Consider the following 15,645-nt stretch of genomic DNA (forward strand, 5'->3'; position numbering starts at 1 on the left):
GTGATAACCCACGCGGGCGCCGGCTGGCCCTCGCGCGCATGAATGAAGGGCGCGGCAATGCGACGCTGCAACGGGGATGGGGCGCACCAGCGCGAGCAGACGCGGGACGGTTCGAGAACGCGAACCTGGGCGCGGAAGTCCGCTTTCGGCCTGGCCCTGGCCGCGGTGCTGCCCTTCGGGGTCTCGGTCGCGGCACCGGGATTCGAGCCCGCGGCAGCGCAGGCCGCCTTCAATCCCGACGGCTTCGACTTCTACGTCGACTCCAGCATGGGCCCGATCAAATCCCGCATCTTCCGGGCGCAGGACGGCAACACCGACCGGGTGGTCTACGCACTGGACGGCCAGCGCGCCCGGGACGACCTGAACGGCTGGGAGATCGAGACCGAGGGCGCCCGCGCCCTGGCCGCCGCGAACATCAACGTGGTCATGCCGGTCGGCGGCATGTCCAGCTTCTATGCCGACTGGAAGTCCCCGAGCACCTTCCTCGGGATTCCCGCGGGCTCGGCGGCGGGCAGCGGTTCCGGTGCCTCCCAGGTGCTTGCCGGCGGCCCGGGCAAGACCTACACCTACAAGTGGGAGACGTTCCTGACCCAGGACCTGCGCAACGCGCTGCGGGACAGGCTGGGCTTCAACGTCACTCGCAACGGCATCTTCGGGCTGTCCATGAGCGGCAGCGCGGCGCTCACCATCGCCGCGCACCACCCGGACCAGTTCGTCTACGCGGGTTCGCTTTCCGGCGCGCTGAACCTGTCCACGCCGATCATGCGCAACGCGGTGCGCCTGGCCATGCTCGACTGCGGCGGATACAACATCGACGCGCTGGGCGGCGCCAAGGACTCGTCCTGGACCCGGCTCGACCCGTACACCAACGCGTCGAAACTCAAGGCCAACAACACCCGCCTGTGGATCTCGGCGGGCAGCGGACTGCCGACCTCCACCGACGTCATCAATATGACCACCATTCAGGGCATGGGCATCGAAGCCGTCGCGCTGATGGGCACCAAGGCCTTCCAGACCCGATTCGCGAGCGTCGGGGGCAAGAACGCGATCTACGACTATCCGGCCGTGGGCGTGCACAACTGGAAGAACTGGGAGGCAGAACTCGCCCGCATGATTCCCGATCTGTCGGCGAATATCGGCTGAGTCGGTTGCCCGGCCGAAACCGACACCGTCCCACGATCTTCGGATCGTGGGGTTTCACCATGCTGATCACGCATAACCGGCAGGTTGCCGGTGATGTGCGAGGGATGTGCGATGCCGGTGGTGGCCGGTGGTGACGGTGTTTCCGAGATCACGGTTTTGTTCTCTACGTTGTATTGACCAGCGGGTTCGGGCCACAAACGCCCCCGTGCGTGGCCCCCATCACATCTGTCTCTTTCTGATAACGCTCAGTTAGCCGTCACACGATAGGGTGCCCGAGACGCCCACAGCGGCCGCGAAGACGCCGTGGACACGAACAGAAGCGAAAGGCCGTACGGAATATGCGAGGCGAGCAGGATAGACGTCGGAGATCGAGCGGCGGTTGGGTGAAGAAGTCGGTACTCGGGGTGTCGATGGCACTGCTGCTGCCGTTCGGGGTGTCGGTGGCAGGTGTGGGAGCGGGTGCGGCCAACGCGGCCTTCGACCCCTCCGCGTTCGACTTCTGGGTGGACTCCTCCACCGGAATGGGTCCGATCAAGTCCCGCATCTTCCGTGCGGCCGACGGCAACACCTCCCGCGTGGTCTACGCGCTGGACGGCATGCGGGCCCGCACCGACCTGAACGGCTGGGAGAACGACACCGATGTGGCGCGGGCGCTGACCGCCGCGAACATCAACGTGGTCATGCCGGTCGGCGGCGAATCCAGCTTCTACGCCGACTGGGTCGCCCCCAGCACCTTCCTGGGCGTCGAGGCCGGCACCGGCTCGGGCTCGCTGTCTTCCTCGGGTTCGGGCACCGGCTCGGGCGCGGGCTCCTCCTCGGGTTCGGGCGCGTTCCAGCTCATGGCCGGCGGCCCGGGCAAGAGCTACCGCTACACCTGGGAGACCTTCCTGACCCGCGACCTGCGCAACGCGCTGCGCGATCGGCTCGGCTTCAGCACCACCCGCAACGGCGTGTTCGGCCTGTCCATGGGCGGTTCGGCCGCGCTGACCCTGGCCGCCTACAACCCGGACCAGTTCAGCTACGCCGGCTCGTTCTCCGGCTACCTGAACGTCTCCGCGCCCGGCATGCGCGAGGCCCTGCGCCTGGCCATGATCGACGCCGGCGGCTACAACATCGACTCCATGGCGCTGCCGTGGAGCCCGGCCTGGCTGCGCATGGACCCCTTCGTCTTCGCACCGCGCCTCAAGGACAACAACACTCGCCTGTGGATCTCCGCGGCGAGCGCCATCCCGGGTCCGGGTGACGTCTCCGGCGTCATGTCGGTCATCCAGGGCATGCCGCTCGAGGCGCTCGCGCTGGCCAACACCCGGGCCTTCCAGGTCCGGATGGCCTCCATCGGCGCCGGGAACGTGACCTACGACTTCCCGGGCACCGGTGTGCACAACTGGAACAACTGGGCCGCCGAGGTCTACCGCATGATTCCGGACCTGTCGAACAACATCGGCTGATTCGTTCTCGCTCGGCCATTCGAGGCCCCGCCCTTTCCGGGCGGGGGCCTTCGCCGTTTCCGGAAAGCCCGCACCAATTTCTCGCGCCCGTCGTTTCGGATTCGCCCCAGGTCAGCGGTCTCGGTTCGGTTCCAGCGCACGACTCCGGCCTAACACGCCGAGTCGATCGCCCGATAAGCGCCGTGTATCGAAGAAGATCAGTCTTGGAAAGCTCGGTTCTGCTCCAACGAGAGGGCTAGGTCGATGCGAAGTACGGGCGTAAGAAGGTTGGTGCTGGGGATAGCGACAGCGCTGCTCCTGCCACTGGGGGTGACGGTGATCGGAACCGCGCCCGCCACCGCGGCTTTCGACCCCGCCGGATTCGACTTCTGGGTCGATTCGCCGGTCATGGGACCGATCAAGTCGCGCATCTTCAGAGCGGCGGACGGCAATACCAACAGGGTGGTCTACGCGCTCGACGGCCAGAGAGCCCCGGAGACCATCAGCGGCTGGGAGAACGACACCAATGTCGCCCAGGTGCTGACCAGTTGGAATATCAATGTCGTCATGCCGGTGGGTGGGCAGTCGAGTTTCTACGCGGACTGGGCCGCACCGAGTTCGTTCTTCGGAGTGCCGGCGGGCGCGGGCTCCTCGGCCGCGAACACCGGCTCGGGCGCGACCGAGGCGCTGGGCGCGGGACCGGGCAAGAGCTACAGATACGACTGGGAAACCTTCCTGACCAATCAGCTGAGATGGGCGCTGAAGGATCGGCTCGGGTTCAATCCCAACAGAAACGGTGTTTTCGGCCTCTCCATGGGTGGCTCCGCGGCCCTGACGCTCGCGGCCTATCACCCCGATCAATTCAGTTTCGCCGGCGCCTTCTCCGGCTATCTCAACATCTCGGCCCCGGCCATGCGTGAACTCATCCGCATCGCCATGATCGATGCCGGCGGGTACAACGTCGACTCGATGGCCCCGCCCTGGGGGCCCCAGTGGTTCCATATGGACCCGTTCGTCTTCGCCCCCACCCTCATTGCCAACAACACCCGGCTGTGGATCGCAGCGGGCAGTGGCACCCCGATGGACGCGGATCTGGCCATCCCCCTCGGGGCCGCCGCCGATCGGCTGGTACGAGGTTCGCCCCTGGAAGTTCTGGCGCTGGCCAATACTCGGGCATTTCAGGCGCAGATGAACTTCCTCGGCGCCCAGAATGTGGTCTATTCCTTCCCGCCCCAGGGTCTGCACGCCTGGACGAATTGGCAGGAAGAGGCCTACCGGATGATCCCGGATCTCTCGGCGAATATCGGATAGCGATCGCAGGTGCGCGAAGGCCCCCGCCCCCGGAGGGTGAGGGCCTTCGCCGTACTCCGATCCCGGCGGATCACGATTCCGCATCCGGGTGCGTTTCCCCGGTCCTCGGCTCCGAATATGCGCCTATAGAGAAGCCGGAGCGGCACAGAGCTTCTGCAATTCGTCATGGTCATCGATGCCTGAAAGGCGAGTGGATGCGGTCTGTTCGGATACGCAATGTGGTGGCGGGTCTCGCAGTGGCCCTGGTCCTACCGTGGGCGAGCGCGCTGAGCGGGGGAGCCGCACCCGCGGCCGCCGCCTTCGACCCCGCCGGGCAGGACTTCTGGGTCGACTCCAGCATGGGGCCGATCAAGTCACGCATCTTCCGCGCGCACGACGGCAACACCCAGCGCGTCGTCTACGCGCTCGATGGCTTGAGAGCCAGAAACGACCTCTCCGGCTGGGAGATCGACACCGACATCTCGAAGGTGCTGCCCGCCTGGAACATCAACGTGGTGATGCCGATCGGCGGCCAGTCCAGCTTCTACTCCGACTGGATCTCGGCGAGCAATACGAACGGCCAGTCCGCTCCCTACGCCTGGGAGACCTTCCTGACCCGCGATCTGCGCAATGCGCTCGCGTCCCGGCTGGGTTTCAATCCGAACGGCAACGGGGTCTTCGGCCTCTCCATGGGAGGCAGCGCCGCACTCGTGCTGGCCGCCTACCACCCCGACCAATTCCGTTACGCCGCATCTTATTCCGGATACCTGAACATCTCCGCGCCCGGCATGCGCGAGGCGCTGCGGCTGGCGCTGCTCGACGCCGGCGGCTACAACATCGATTCCATGTGGGGACCGCCGTGGAGCGAATTGTGGTTGCGCCATGATCCTTTCGTCTTCGCCTCGCGCCTGCGTGACAATGGCACCCGGCTGTGGATCTCCTCCGGAAACGGTGTGCCCGGCCCGCGCGACGCGGTGCGCTCCCCGCTGGACGCCTTCAATGTCACCAATGCCTCCGGTCTGGAGAGCGTCGCACTCGCGAATACCCGTGCATTCCAAGCCCGTATGGACTCGCTCGGGCCGAGCAACGCGGTGTTCGACTACACGCCGGACGGCGTGCACTCCTGGCACTACTGGCAGGACCAGGTCTTCAAGATGCTGCCGGACTTGAGCGCCAACATCGGCTGAGGCATAGGGATTTCCCGGTTGCCGCGACATCACGTCCGATTCGCGATAAGGTCACCGCACGATTACGGCCGGAATTAGCATCACCTTGCCAAGGGATCGGAATGTCGAATACCCTCCAGCGAGCGCAAGTTACCGGACCGTGGTAGCGCCGGGCCCACTCGAAGCGTCGGGATTCGTAGTGGGCCTTGGTGAGCCTTGATCGCACACATCTATGTGGCTTCGCCATGCGCGTGTGCGAAACAACTGAACTACAGCAGTAGAGAAGGAGCAGTATCCATGCGTTTCGGCAGGTCTGCCATGCCGGGTGGAGTCCAGTCAGGACGTGGTGCTCATCGTGGTTGGGGCGCACGACTTCTGGCTGCGGGCGCCGCGGCACTGGCAATCCCGACCGCCGCGGCAGTGGCGACTCCCGCTGTCGCTCTGGCCGCCCCCGCCTTCGGCCCCGTGCACCGCACCCCCGCGGGCGGCTTCGAAGAACTGATGGTTCCCTCCAGCATGGGACCGATCAAGGTCCAGGTGCAGTGGGCCCGCAACGGCGGTTCCTCGGCCATCTACCTTCTCGACGGTCTGCGCGCGCGTGACGACAAGAACGCCTGGTCGTTCGAGACGAACGCGATGCAGCAGTTCGAGAACGACGATGTGACCCTGGTGATGCCGGTCGGCGGTCAGTCCAGCTGGTACGCGGACTGGACTTCGGCGAGCAACACGAACGGCCAGAAGTACACCTACAAGTGGGAGACCTTCCTCACCAAGGAGCTCCCGAACTTCCTTGCCGGATATGGCGTTTCGAAGACCAACAACGCGGTTGTGGGTCTGTCGATGTCCGGCCCGGCCGCGCTGCGCCTGGCCGCGTTCAACCGCGGTCAGTTCAAGCACGCGTCCTCGTTCTCCGGTCCGCTGAACTGGAACGCTCCCGGCATGCGCGAAGCCATTCGCGTCATGATGCTGGACGCGGGCCGCTTCAACGTGGACTCCCTCGCCGCCCCGTGGAGCCCCGCGTGGCTGCGGATGGACCCCGCGGTCTTCGCGCCGCAGCTCAAGGGTCTGCCGATGTACATCTCGGCCGCCAGCGGTCTGCCGACCGAGGCGCCGAACTCGGCCATCGGCGCGTTCAACACCGCGAACGCCATGGGCATCGAGGCGATCTCGATGGTCACCACCCGCCTGTTCCAGCAGCGCTTGAACTCGCTGGGCATCCAGGCGACCTACGACTTCCCGGCCGCGGGCACGCACACCTGGAAGAACTGGGAAGCCGAGCTCTGGAAGGCGCGGCCGCTCATCCTGCAGTCGCTGAACTCCTGAGCGCACTCGCTCTCGAAAGACCGGCCATCCTCTCGCGAGGGTGGCCGGTTTTTTGTGTCCGGCGGTGATTCCGCCCGTGTGTTCGTTGTCACGAGGATCTCGGAGATTCCCGCGAAAGGCGTTGGCGCGGTAGAAACCTACTGTGACACGTGTGGCATGTGGTGGATGGGGGAGACGCGGGCGCGGTGGTCTGATCGCGCTCGCGGTAGCCGCGTCGGTCCTGGTGACGGGGGGTGCGGCGGTCGCGGAGCCGGCCGCGCCCGCGGTGCGAAATGTGGTGTGGCTGAGCGATAGACGGGTCGCGCTGTGGGTCGACTCGCCCGCGATGGGCGATCGAGTGCAGGTACAGCTGCTGCTGGCGCGCGATTGGAATCTGCAGCCGGACAGCCGGTTTCCGGCACTGTTCCTGCTCGACGGGCGCTGGGCGGGTGACGACGAGAGCGGCTGGACCAAGACGGCCGGTGCGCAGAAGTTCTACGCGGACAAGAACATCACGGTCGTCCTGCCGGTGGGCGGGCAATCGAGCTGGTACACCAACTGGCGAAGACCCGACCGCGGCAAGACATATCGGTGGGAAACCTTCCTCACCAAGGAACTGCCGCCGCTGCTGGAGCGCTCGTGGCGCACCAGCGGCGTGCGCGGCATCCTGGGCGCGTCCATGGGCGGCAGCGCCGCCATGACCCTGGCGAGCCGCAATCCGGGCTTCGTGCGCTTCGCCGGATCGCTGTCCGGCGTGCTGACCACGACCACTCTCGGTATGCCGCAGGCGATCCGGTACACCATGGGCGAGGCGGGCGGCTACGACTCGGAGAACATGTGGGGGCCGGCCACCGACGGGGAGTGGGCCGCGCACGATCCCTACGCCCTGGCCGAGCGCCTCAAGGGCGTGAGCCTGTACGTCTCCAGCGGTAGCGGGCTCGCCGGGCGCCGCGACATACCGCACGGAATTCCCGGGGTGAGTACCGACTGGACGGGAATGGCCCTCGAAGTGCTGGCGCGATTCTCGGCTCAGCTATTCGTAGCAAAGCTCAATAAATTGAGCATTCCCATTCAAGTGAATTACCGGCCTTCCGGAACACATTCCTGGCCGTATTGGGATTTCGAGATGCGGCAGTCCTGGCCGCAGGCCGCGACCGCGCTCGGCGTCGACGCGGGCGCGCCGGACTGCGCGGCCGCCGGCGCCATTGCACCCGTGGCACAGTCGAAGGACTGGCTGGGCGGATGCGTGACACGGGAGTTCGCGCTGGCCGGGGGCGCGGCACAGGATTTCCGGGGCGGTCGCGTGTTCTGGTCCGCAGCCGGCGGGGCGCACGCGGTGGGCGGGTCGATCGGCGGCGCGTACCAGGGCGCGGCGGGATCCGGTGGAACGCTTGGTTTTCCAATAAGCGACGAAACTCCCATTCCGGGCGGCGCACGGCAGGACTTCCAGCGCGGCTACATCCTCTTCCGGGAGGGAAAGGCCGAAATACACGCCAGCTGAACGAGATACTTGCCAGCAACCGGGTATGCACCGGTAATGTGCTCCGATGTCCGTGACGCCAGTCACGTTTGGTGTCGTTCCCCCCTTGCGGTTCAGGAGCACAATTCTGATGGCAGCACAGGGCGCGTCATGCCCACGTTCGGTTCGAGAGCTCGACTCGGTTCCCCTCGCGAAGACGCGTCAGTGGCGACGCGTGCTGACGGTGGCGGCCGCCGCGGTGGTCCTGCCCGGGGCGACGGTCTTACCGGGAGTCGCTGCGCTGCCGGGTATCTCGGGTTCGGCCTCGGCCGCCCCCGCCCCCCTGCTGCGCGCACCCGACGGCGGTGCGGAGCCGGCCGCCGACCCGAAGCCGGAGGCCGACCCGAAGCCAGCGGCCGATCCGGCCCCGGCCGCCGAGGCCGCGCCCGCGGCCGATCCGAAACCCGCCGACCCCAAACCCGCCGCCGACCCGGCCGCCGCGGCGCCCGCCGCCGCACCGAATCCGGCCGCCGCGGGCGATCCGGCGCCCCCGGCCGCCCCGGAACCGCCGGCGCGCCCGCGCTTCCAGGAATTCATGGTGCCCTCGAGCATGGGCCCGGTGAAGGTCCAGGTGCAGTGGGCGGCGCGCGGCGGCGACGCCGCGCTGTACCTGCTCGACGGTCTGCGCGCGCGGGACGATTTCAACGCCTGGTCCTTCGAGACCAACGCGATGCGTCAGTTCATCGATGACGATGTGACGCTGGTGATGCCGGTCGGCGGCCAGTCGAGCTGGTACTCCGACTGGCGCGCGCCCTCGGGCACCAACGGTCAGAAGTTCACCTACAAGTGGGAGACCTTCCTCAGCGACGAGCTGCCTGCTTTCCTGGAGCAGCACGGCGTCTCGCGGACCCGCAACGCGGTGGCCGGTCTGTCCATGGGCGGTTCGGCGGCGCTGGCCCTGGCGGCCTACCACCGGGATCAGTTCAAGCACGCGTCGTCGTTCTCGGGCTACCTCAACATCTCCGCGCCCGGGATGCGCGAGGCGATTCGCCTGGCCATGCTCGACGCGGGCCGCTTCAACGTCGATTCCATGGCCTGGCCGTGGAGCCCGGCGTGGCTGCGGATGGATCCGTTCGTGTTCGCGCCGCAGCTGCGCGGGCTGCCCATGTACGTCTCGGCAGCCTCGGGCATTCCGGGACCGTACGACAACCGCGAGGGCCAGACCGCTTTCAACACGGTCAACGCCATTGCGCTGGAAGCGCTGTCGATGGTCAACACGGTCGCGTTCATGTCCCGGCTCAAGCAGCTCGGCATCGACGCGAACTTTCACAGTCCGGCCAAGGGCACCCATTCCTGGGGCTATTGGCAGGACCAGCTCGCCACCGCGCGCCCGGACATCCTCGCCGCCCTGGGGGTGTAGGCGCATACGGGAAACGACCGACCGAGCCATTCCGAGAATCGGTCAAAGAAAACCGGTCGTTTGCTGAACGCTCCTGATTTCCGCGCGTCCTCCCCAGCTCTCGCGGAAATCAGGGGTACAACACTTGTGTGGTTGGAGTTGTTCGTGGGACGAAGCGAGCGCGCCGACGCTGGGCGGCAATAGCCGCGACCTTGATTTCTTCACTGGTCGCGGTGACTTTCACGGGGCTGGGTCCGGCCACTGCCGAACCCGAGGCCCCCGCCGCTACGGGTCCGGCGACGGTCCAGAAAGTCGTGTGGCTGGGTGATCGCCGGGTGGCACTGTGGGTGAATTCGCCCGCCTCCGGCACACCCGTCCAGGTTCAGCTACTGCTGGCCCGTGATTGGCGCTCCCGCCCGGACGCCAAATTCCCGGTCATGTTCATGCTGGACGGCCTGCGTGCCACCAACGAGGAGAACGGCTGGACCAAGGAGGCGGGCGCGGCGGGCTTCTTCGCCGACAAGAACGTCACCGTGGTGCTGCCGATCGGCGGTCAGTCCAGCTTCTACACCGACTGGCTGCAACCGGACAACGGGCACAACTACAAGTGGGAAACCTTCCTCACCAAGGAACTGCCGCCGCTGCTGGAAAGCCAGTGGCGCGCCACCAATGCCCGTGCGGTGTCCGGGCTCTCGATGGGCGGCACCGCGGCCATGATGCTGGCCGCGCGCAATCCCGGCTGGGTCCGGCACGCCTCGTCGTACTCCGGTTTCCTCACGCTGACCACCCTCGGCATGCCGCAGATGGTCAACTTCGCGATGAAGGATTCCGGCGGCTTCGACTCCAACGCCATGTTCGGCCCGCCGAGCAGCCCGGAGTGGAAAGCGCACGACCCCTACGAGATCGCCGACCAGCTCAAGGGCGTCGGGCTCTACATCTCGAGTGGCAGTGGCACCGCCGGGGCCTCCGATCCGCCGTCCGACATTCCGGGTCTCACCAGCAATTACGCGGGCGTGGGCCTGGAAGTGCTGTCCCGCTTGAGTTCCCAGAACTTCGTGTCCAAGCTGCACAAGCTGAATATCCCGGTGCAGGTGAGCTACCGCCCCTCGGGCACGCACACCTGGCCCTACTGGGACTTCGAGATGCGCCAGTCCTGGTCGGACATCGCGGCCTCGCTCGGCGTGGACGGCACCGCCACCGACTGCAAGCTCGGCGGTGCGATAGCCGGTGCGGCACAGGCCAACAACTGGCTCGGCGACTGCCTGACCCCGGAGTACCCGGTCGCCAACGGCGTCGCACAGGATTTCCGCAACGGGCAGGTCTACTTCTCCCCGGCAACCGGGGCGCAGGTCGTCGGGGGCGCCATCAGCGGCACCTTCGCCGGTCTGAACGGCGCCGGCAGCGGGCTCGGATTCCCCACCGGCGGTGAGCAAGTGCTGCCCGACGGCCGCGGCCGCTTCCAGGGCTTCCAGAGCGGATCCATCTACTGGACCCCGCAGACCGGCGCGCAGATGGTGCGCGGCGCGATCCTGGACGAGTGGGGCAGGCAGGGTTTCGAGGGCGGCCCGGCCGGTTATCCGAACGGCCCCGAACAGCGCACCCCGAACCGGGACGGCGTGGTGCAGGGCTTCGAACACGGGCCCATGTACTTCAGCGCCAAGACCGGCGCGCACCTGCTGCAGGGCCTGATCCTGGGCAGGTACGCCCAGATCGGTTTCGAGAACAGTGCTTTCGGCTTCCCGATGGGCGCCGAGCAGGGACTGCGCGATCTCGGCCGCTATGTCGCCTTCGAGGGCGGCAACATCTACTGGAGTCCGCTGTCGGGAGCATGGGGCGTGCGCAACGGCCCGATCATGCAGGCCTGGGGCGCACAGGGATTCGAGAACGGTCCGCTCGGCTTCCCGATCGGCGAGGAGGGCGTGACGGCCGCGGGCGCTCAGCAGGCCTTCCAGGGTGGTTCGATTCTGGTGCAGGGTGACCGCGCGCAGGTCTTCTCGCTGGACGGGCGTCCCGTGGGCGGGCCGGTCGACACCAAGCCGGTGGTGGCCAAGCCCGATCCGGCCGGACCCGAAGCGCTGCCGGGCGCCGGCCCGGCACGCGCGGATCAGCCCGCGCCGGCGACCGGGCCCGGGCCGGCGGCCGCGCCCACCACGACCGAGCCGCCCGGGCTGGAAGCGGCAGAGGGCTTTCCCCTCCCGATTCCGGCCCTCGGCCCGGAGGTACGCCCCAACTGACCTGTTGGGGCGGGGTGCGGCGGGCATATTTTCTCTTAGAAGTGCATGAGGTTCGGCTCCGAGTCAGCGACGTCGGCAGAGGTCGCCGCTAATGTGGGGGCCGACCTGGTGCCCGCAGACAGATCAAGGAAACGAATAAATGCATCGGACCCGTGGCAAGGTTCTCGGCGTCGTTCTCGCTTTCGCCGCCACCGGACTGCTCGCCGCCTGTGGTGACAACGATTCGACGGCGACGAGCACGCCCACTCTGACCCCGACCACGGCCAAGACCACCGCGGCCACCACGCCCGGCGCCGAGACCCCCGGCTCCGAGGCCGCGCCCGCGCCCGGCGGCGAGCCCTCCAGCACGGTGGTCGAGCGGCCCAAGCCGGTGCCGAGCGAGTTCATCACCACCCCGAGCAATTCGGCCCCGCTCGCGGACCGCGACAAGACCTTCCTCGACGAGCTCAAGAAGCGCGGGATCAACCCCGCCGCCTCCGACATCGCGCTCACCGCGGGCAACCTGGTGTGCCAGGGCAAGGCCCAGGGCGCGCCCGAGGACCAGATCATCACCTACGTGACCGCCATCGCGGGCTCCGATCCCGGCTTCGACGAGTCGAAGATGTCGGTCGAGCAGGCGGGCAAGATCTACTACGAAGTCGCCTCCGCCAACTACTGCGACAAGTGATGTCGCGACGCCGTTCCGGACGCCGGTCCGCCCCGGCGGGTTGCCTGCTGCTCATCGCCGCGATCGTGATCGTCATCATCGTGGTGCTGCTGCTGTGGTACCTGCTCGCGGGCCGGTTGAAGGTGCCCGGACCCACGCCCCCCGGCCCGACGCCGCCGACCTCGCAGCCCGAGAGCTGCCCGGACGTGCTGTTCCTGTCGGTGCCCGGTACGTGGGAGTCCAGCAGCACCGACGACCCGTACAACCCGTCCGCGAATCCGGCGTCGCTCATGCTCAACATCTCCAACCCGGTCCGGGCGAAGTTCCCGGACAACCGGCTGGAGGTCTACACCGTCCCGTACGTGGCGCAGTTCTCCAATCCCGTCGCGCTGCCACCGGACGGTCAGCAGTCCTACAACAACTCGCGGTCCGAGGGCACCCGCAAGGCCACCGAGAAGCTGGCCGAGACGTACGCGGCGTGCCCGCTCACCAGCTACGTGATCGTCGGCTTCTCCCAGGGCGCGGTCATCGCGGGCGACATCGCCGCCCAGATCGGCGCGGGCGACGGACCGGTCCCGGCGGACAAGGTGCTGGGCGTGACCGTCATCGCGGACGGGCGGCGTGATCAGGGGGCCGGACAACCCACCGAGATCGGCGTCTCGCCCCCCGGGGTCGGCGCGGAGGTCGCCCTGCGCGGCCTGAACGTCCCGGGCATCACCATGACCGGCCCGCGCGCGGGCTTCGGTGCGCTGGCCGATCGCTCGTTCACCATGTGCTCCCCGGGCGATCTCATCTGCGACGCACCCAAGCAGGCATTGAACCCGCTGAACATCATGGCCAGCGTCGGCACGCTGGTGAAAGCCGCGGGCAACCCGGTGCACAGCCTCTACGCGGGATTCGTCGTGGACGCCAACGGCACCACCGCCACGACCTGGACCGTCGACTGGGCAACGGGCCTGATCGAGAAAGCTCCGCATCCCGCACATTCCTGACTTACTGACCGACCCCCTAGTTTCGGGGTCACGTTGTAGAGTGCTCGAGATTGCGGTGCCTGGCTTGCGCGGTGCCGCAGCACAATCCGGCCAGCCAGGAGCAGGTGTTCATGAGAGCAGTCGCCGCCGTACCGCCTACGGCGACCGCTCCGGGCTGGGAGAAAATGGAGGACACGCCGACGCCGGGACTCGCCCGAAGGTGTTCAGCGTGTGCAACTCCTCTGTCTTCGCCGGCTGTGGCGGTCGGCACATCAGCCGGGACCGTCGCCCGGGTCCGCCGGGTGCGGCAACTCACATCGATGCCATCGTGTGTGAACATCGCCCACCCAAACATCGACATTCGCGCCGGTGATCCCGTGTGCGGATGCCGAGTGAGCTGGGATATGTTTGGCCGCTCCGGAGCATGGCAGGGTGGCCGCTCTGTAACATGACCCTGGTTTGAGTACATCTAGCCAATAGACGGTCACCGCGCAGACCGCAACAGAATTCTGCAGGTCGGCTCTCGCAAGAGCTCCCCGCGGGCGAAAAGTCGGGGCCCCACACAGGCAACAGCGGCATCGTCGCCGCCCATGTCGCGTGTGCCTCGGAGGAGAAGAAGGAATGGACGAGACTTTCGACGATTACCTCGACGAAACGGGGAACATCACGATTCCCGAGGGGCGCACCCTCGTCGACTACGTCGAGAAGCACACAGCCGGGAATGACGCGAACGATCTGGCTTACCGCTACATCGACTACTCCCGTGAGCGCGACGGCGTGTACCAGGACCTCACCTGGAGTCAGTTCGGCACTCGGCTGCGCGCGGTGGCCGCTCGACTGCAGCAGGTGACCAAGCGCGGTGATCGGGTCGCGATCCTGGCCCCGCAGGGGCTGGATTACGTCATCTCCTTCTTCGCGGCGATCTACGCGGGCACCATCTCGGTGCCGCTGTTCGATCCGGACGAGCCGGGCCACACCGATCGCCTGCACGCGGTGCTCGGTGACTGCACGCCCGCGGCGATCCTGACGGCCAGCTCCTCGGCCGCCGGTGTACGCCAGTTCTTCCGTGCGCTGCCCGCGGCCCAGCGTCCCCGCATCATCGCCGTGGACGCGATCCCGGACAGTGTGGGCGAATCCTGGGTTCGCCCCGATATCGCGATCGACGATATCGCCTACCTGCAGTACACCTCGGGTTCGACACGCACCCCGGCGGGTGTGGAGATCACCCATCGTGGCGTCGGCACCAACGTGCTGCAGATGGTGAACGCGCTGGACCTGAACTGGAACTCGCGCGGCGTCACCTGGCTGCCGCTGTACCACGACATGGGCCTGCTCACGGTGATCCTGCCCGCGGTCGGCGGCAAGTACATCACCATCATGTCGCCGTCGGCGTTCGTGCGCCGCCCCTCGCGCTGGATCCAGGAACTGGCCGCCGTCTCCGACGGCGCCGGAACCTTCGCCGCCGCACCGAACTTCGCGTTCGAGCACGCCGCCGCGCGCGCCGTGCCCAAGGCCGGTGAATCGCTGGACCTGTCCAACGTGCTCGGCCTGATCAACGGCTCGGAGCCGGTGACCACCGGGTCGATGAAGAAGTTCAACGAGGCGTTCGCCCCGTACGGCCTGCCCAAGACGGCCATCAAGCCCTGCTACGGCATGGCCGAGGCCACCCTGTTCGTCTCGGCCACCCGGCACGAGGACGAGGCCAAGGTCATCTACGTGGACCGCACCGAGCTCAACGCCGGCCGGATCGTGAAGGTCGAGCACGGCACGCCGAACTCGATCGCCCAGGTCTCCTGCGGCTACGTGGCGGTCTCGCAGTGGGGCGCCATCGTGGATCCGGCCTCGCTCGATTCCCCCGAGGGCGCGACCGAGCTGCCCGAGGGCCGGGTCGGCGAGATCTGGCTGCACGGCAACAACGTCGGCATCGGCTACTGGGGTCGCGCCGAGGAGACCCAGAAGACCTTCCGGAACCGGATCGTCAACCGGGTCGCCGAGGGCTCGCACGCCGAAGGCGTTCCGGTCGACGGCAATTGGCTGCGCACCGGCGACTACGGCGTGTACGTGGACGGCGAGCTCTACATCACCGGTCGCGTCAAGGACCTGGTGATCGTGGACGGCCGCAACCACTACCCGCAGGATCTGGAGTTCTCCGCGCAGGAGGCCTCCACCCAGCTGCGGGCCGGCTTCATCGCCGCGTTCTCGGTGCCGGCCAATCAGCTGCCCGCCGAAGTGTTTGCGGCGGAGAGCCATTCGGGTCTGCCCTACGATCCGGACAACGGTTCCGAGCAGCTGGTCATCGTGGCCGAGCGCGGCCCGGGCGCCGGCAAGGCCGATCCGCAGCCGATCGCGGACGCGGTGCGCGGTGCGCTCTCGACGCGGCACGGCGTGACCGCGCGGGACATTCTGCTGGTGCCCGCGGGCTCGATTCCGCGCACATCCAGCGGCAAGATCGCGCGCGCCGCCTGCAAGGCGGCCTACCTGGAGGGCACACTGCGTGGCGGTTACACGCAGCAGGCCTTCCCCGATGCTCCCGACGAGGAGTGAGCGGGACCATCTAACGTGGAGTGGCGCGGACCGGTGTGGTCCGCGCCACTCATGCTTGAAGCCC

General features: G+C 67.4%; 11 protein-coding genes. All 11 read left to right on the forward strand.

From position 1 onward, the window contains the following. Positions 1-57 precede the first annotated feature (57 nt). The 11 genes from ACFVBH_RS33590 to fadD32 all read left to right on the forward strand — a co-directional run bounded on the left by ACFVBH_RS33590 (position 58) and on the right by fadD32 (position 15,581). A complete protein-coding gene (locus tag ACFVBH_RS33590; protein WP_379007964.1) occupies positions 58-1,143 on the forward strand; it encodes an alpha/beta hydrolase in 1,086 nt (361 codons plus the stop codon). 410 nt (positions 1,144-1,553) lie between these two features. Next, on the forward strand, positions 1,554-2,591 hold the full coding sequence (locus ACFVBH_RS33595) for an alpha/beta hydrolase (protein ID WP_379008714.1): 1,038 nt from the start codon (positions 1,554-1,556) through the stop codon (positions 2,589-2,591). Positions 2,592-2,834: 243 nt separating this feature from the next. Continuing rightward, the gene (locus ACFVBH_RS33600; RefSeq protein ID WP_354986480.1) at positions 2,835-3,881 is read left to right on the forward strand and encodes an alpha/beta hydrolase family protein; all 1,047 of its coding nucleotides are present in this window, start codon (positions 2,835-2,837) and stop codon (positions 3,879-3,881) included. Positions 3,882-4,075: 194 nt separating this feature from the next. Next, entirely contained in the window at positions 4,076-5,047 is a 972-nt protein-coding gene (locus tag ACFVBH_RS33605) for an alpha/beta hydrolase family protein (protein ID WP_354986481.1), read from the forward strand. Positions 5,048-5,344: 297 nt separating this feature from the next. Then, positions 5,345-6,349, forward strand: a complete 1,005-nt coding sequence (locus tag ACFVBH_RS33610) for an alpha/beta hydrolase family protein (protein ID WP_354986511.1) — start codon at positions 5,345-5,347, stop codon at positions 6,347-6,349. A 151-nt stretch (positions 6,350-6,500) separates the two neighbouring features. Further along, positions 6,501-7,829 carry an alpha/beta hydrolase-fold protein gene (locus tag ACFVBH_RS33615; RefSeq protein WP_379007968.1) on the forward strand — a complete coding sequence of 443 codons (1,329 nt, stop codon included), beginning with the start codon at positions 6,501-6,503 and terminating at the stop codon, positions 7,827-7,829. A 193-nt stretch (positions 7,830-8,022) separates the two neighbouring features. Beyond that, positions 8,023-9,207, forward strand: coding sequence for an alpha/beta hydrolase (locus tag ACFVBH_RS33620; RefSeq protein WP_379007970.1), 1,185 nt, complete (start codon positions 8,023-8,025; stop codon positions 9,205-9,207). 212 nt (positions 9,208-9,419) lie between these two features. Then, positions 9,420-11,420: an alpha/beta hydrolase-fold protein gene (locus ACFVBH_RS33625; RefSeq protein WP_354986483.1), complete on the forward strand. Its 2,001-nt coding sequence runs from the start codon at positions 9,420-9,422 to the stop codon at positions 11,418-11,420. 139 nt (positions 11,421-11,559) lie between these two features. Next, complete coding sequence (locus ACFVBH_RS33630) at positions 11,560-12,087, forward strand: DUF732 domain-containing protein (RefSeq protein WP_354986484.1); 528 nt, start codon at positions 11,560-11,562, stop codon at positions 12,085-12,087. Next, entirely contained in the window at positions 12,087-13,058 is a 972-nt protein-coding gene (locus tag ACFVBH_RS33635; RefSeq protein ID WP_354986485.1) for a cutinase family protein, read from the forward strand. The genes ACFVBH_RS33630 and ACFVBH_RS33635 overlap by 1 nt, the downstream gene beginning before the upstream one ends. A gap of 600 nt (positions 13,059-13,658) precedes the next feature. Further along, positions 13,659-15,581, forward strand: a complete 1,923-nt coding sequence (gene fadD32, locus ACFVBH_RS33640) for a long-chain-fatty-acid--AMP ligase FadD32 (protein WP_354986486.1) — start codon at positions 13,659-13,661, stop codon at positions 15,579-15,581. The last annotated feature ends 64 nt before the right edge of the window (positions 15,582-15,645 follow it).

Origin of the sequence: Nocardia sp. NPDC057668 (assembly GCF_042799795.1) — a bacterium.
Taxonomy (GTDB): Bacteria; Actinomycetota; Actinomycetes; order Mycobacteriales; family Mycobacteriaceae; genus Nocardia.

Bases quoted from the DNA above. Each gene is read 5' to 3' on its own strand.
- ACFVBH_RS33635 (WP_354986485.1), top strand. From the start codon at position 12,087: ATGTCGCGACGCCGTTCCGGACGCCGGTCCGCCCCGGCGGGTTGCCTG.
- ACFVBH_RS33610 (WP_354986511.1), top strand. From the start codon at position 5,345: ATGCCGGGTGGAGTCCAGTCAGGACGTGGTGCTCATCGTGGTTGGGGC.
- ACFVBH_RS33605 (WP_354986481.1), top strand. From the start codon at position 4,076: ATGCGGTCTGTTCGGATACGCAATGTGGTGGCGGGTCTCGCAGTGGCC.
- ACFVBH_RS33630 (WP_354986484.1), top strand. From the start codon at position 11,560: ATGCATCGGACCCGTGGCAAGGTTCTCGGCGTCGTTCTCGCTTTCGCC.
- ACFVBH_RS33600 (WP_354986480.1), top strand. From the start codon at position 2,835: ATGCGAAGTACGGGCGTAAGAAGGTTGGTGCTGGGGATAGCGACAGCG.
- ACFVBH_RS33590 (WP_379007964.1), top strand. From the start codon at position 58: ATGCGACGCTGCAACGGGGATGGGGCGCACCAGCGCGAGCAGACGCGG.
- fadD32 (WP_354986486.1), top strand. From the start codon at position 13,659: ATGGACGAGACTTTCGACGATTACCTCGACGAAACGGGGAACATCACG.
- ACFVBH_RS33595 (WP_379008714.1), top strand. From the start codon at position 1,554: ATGGCACTGCTGCTGCCGTTCGGGGTGTCGGTGGCAGGTGTGGGAGCG.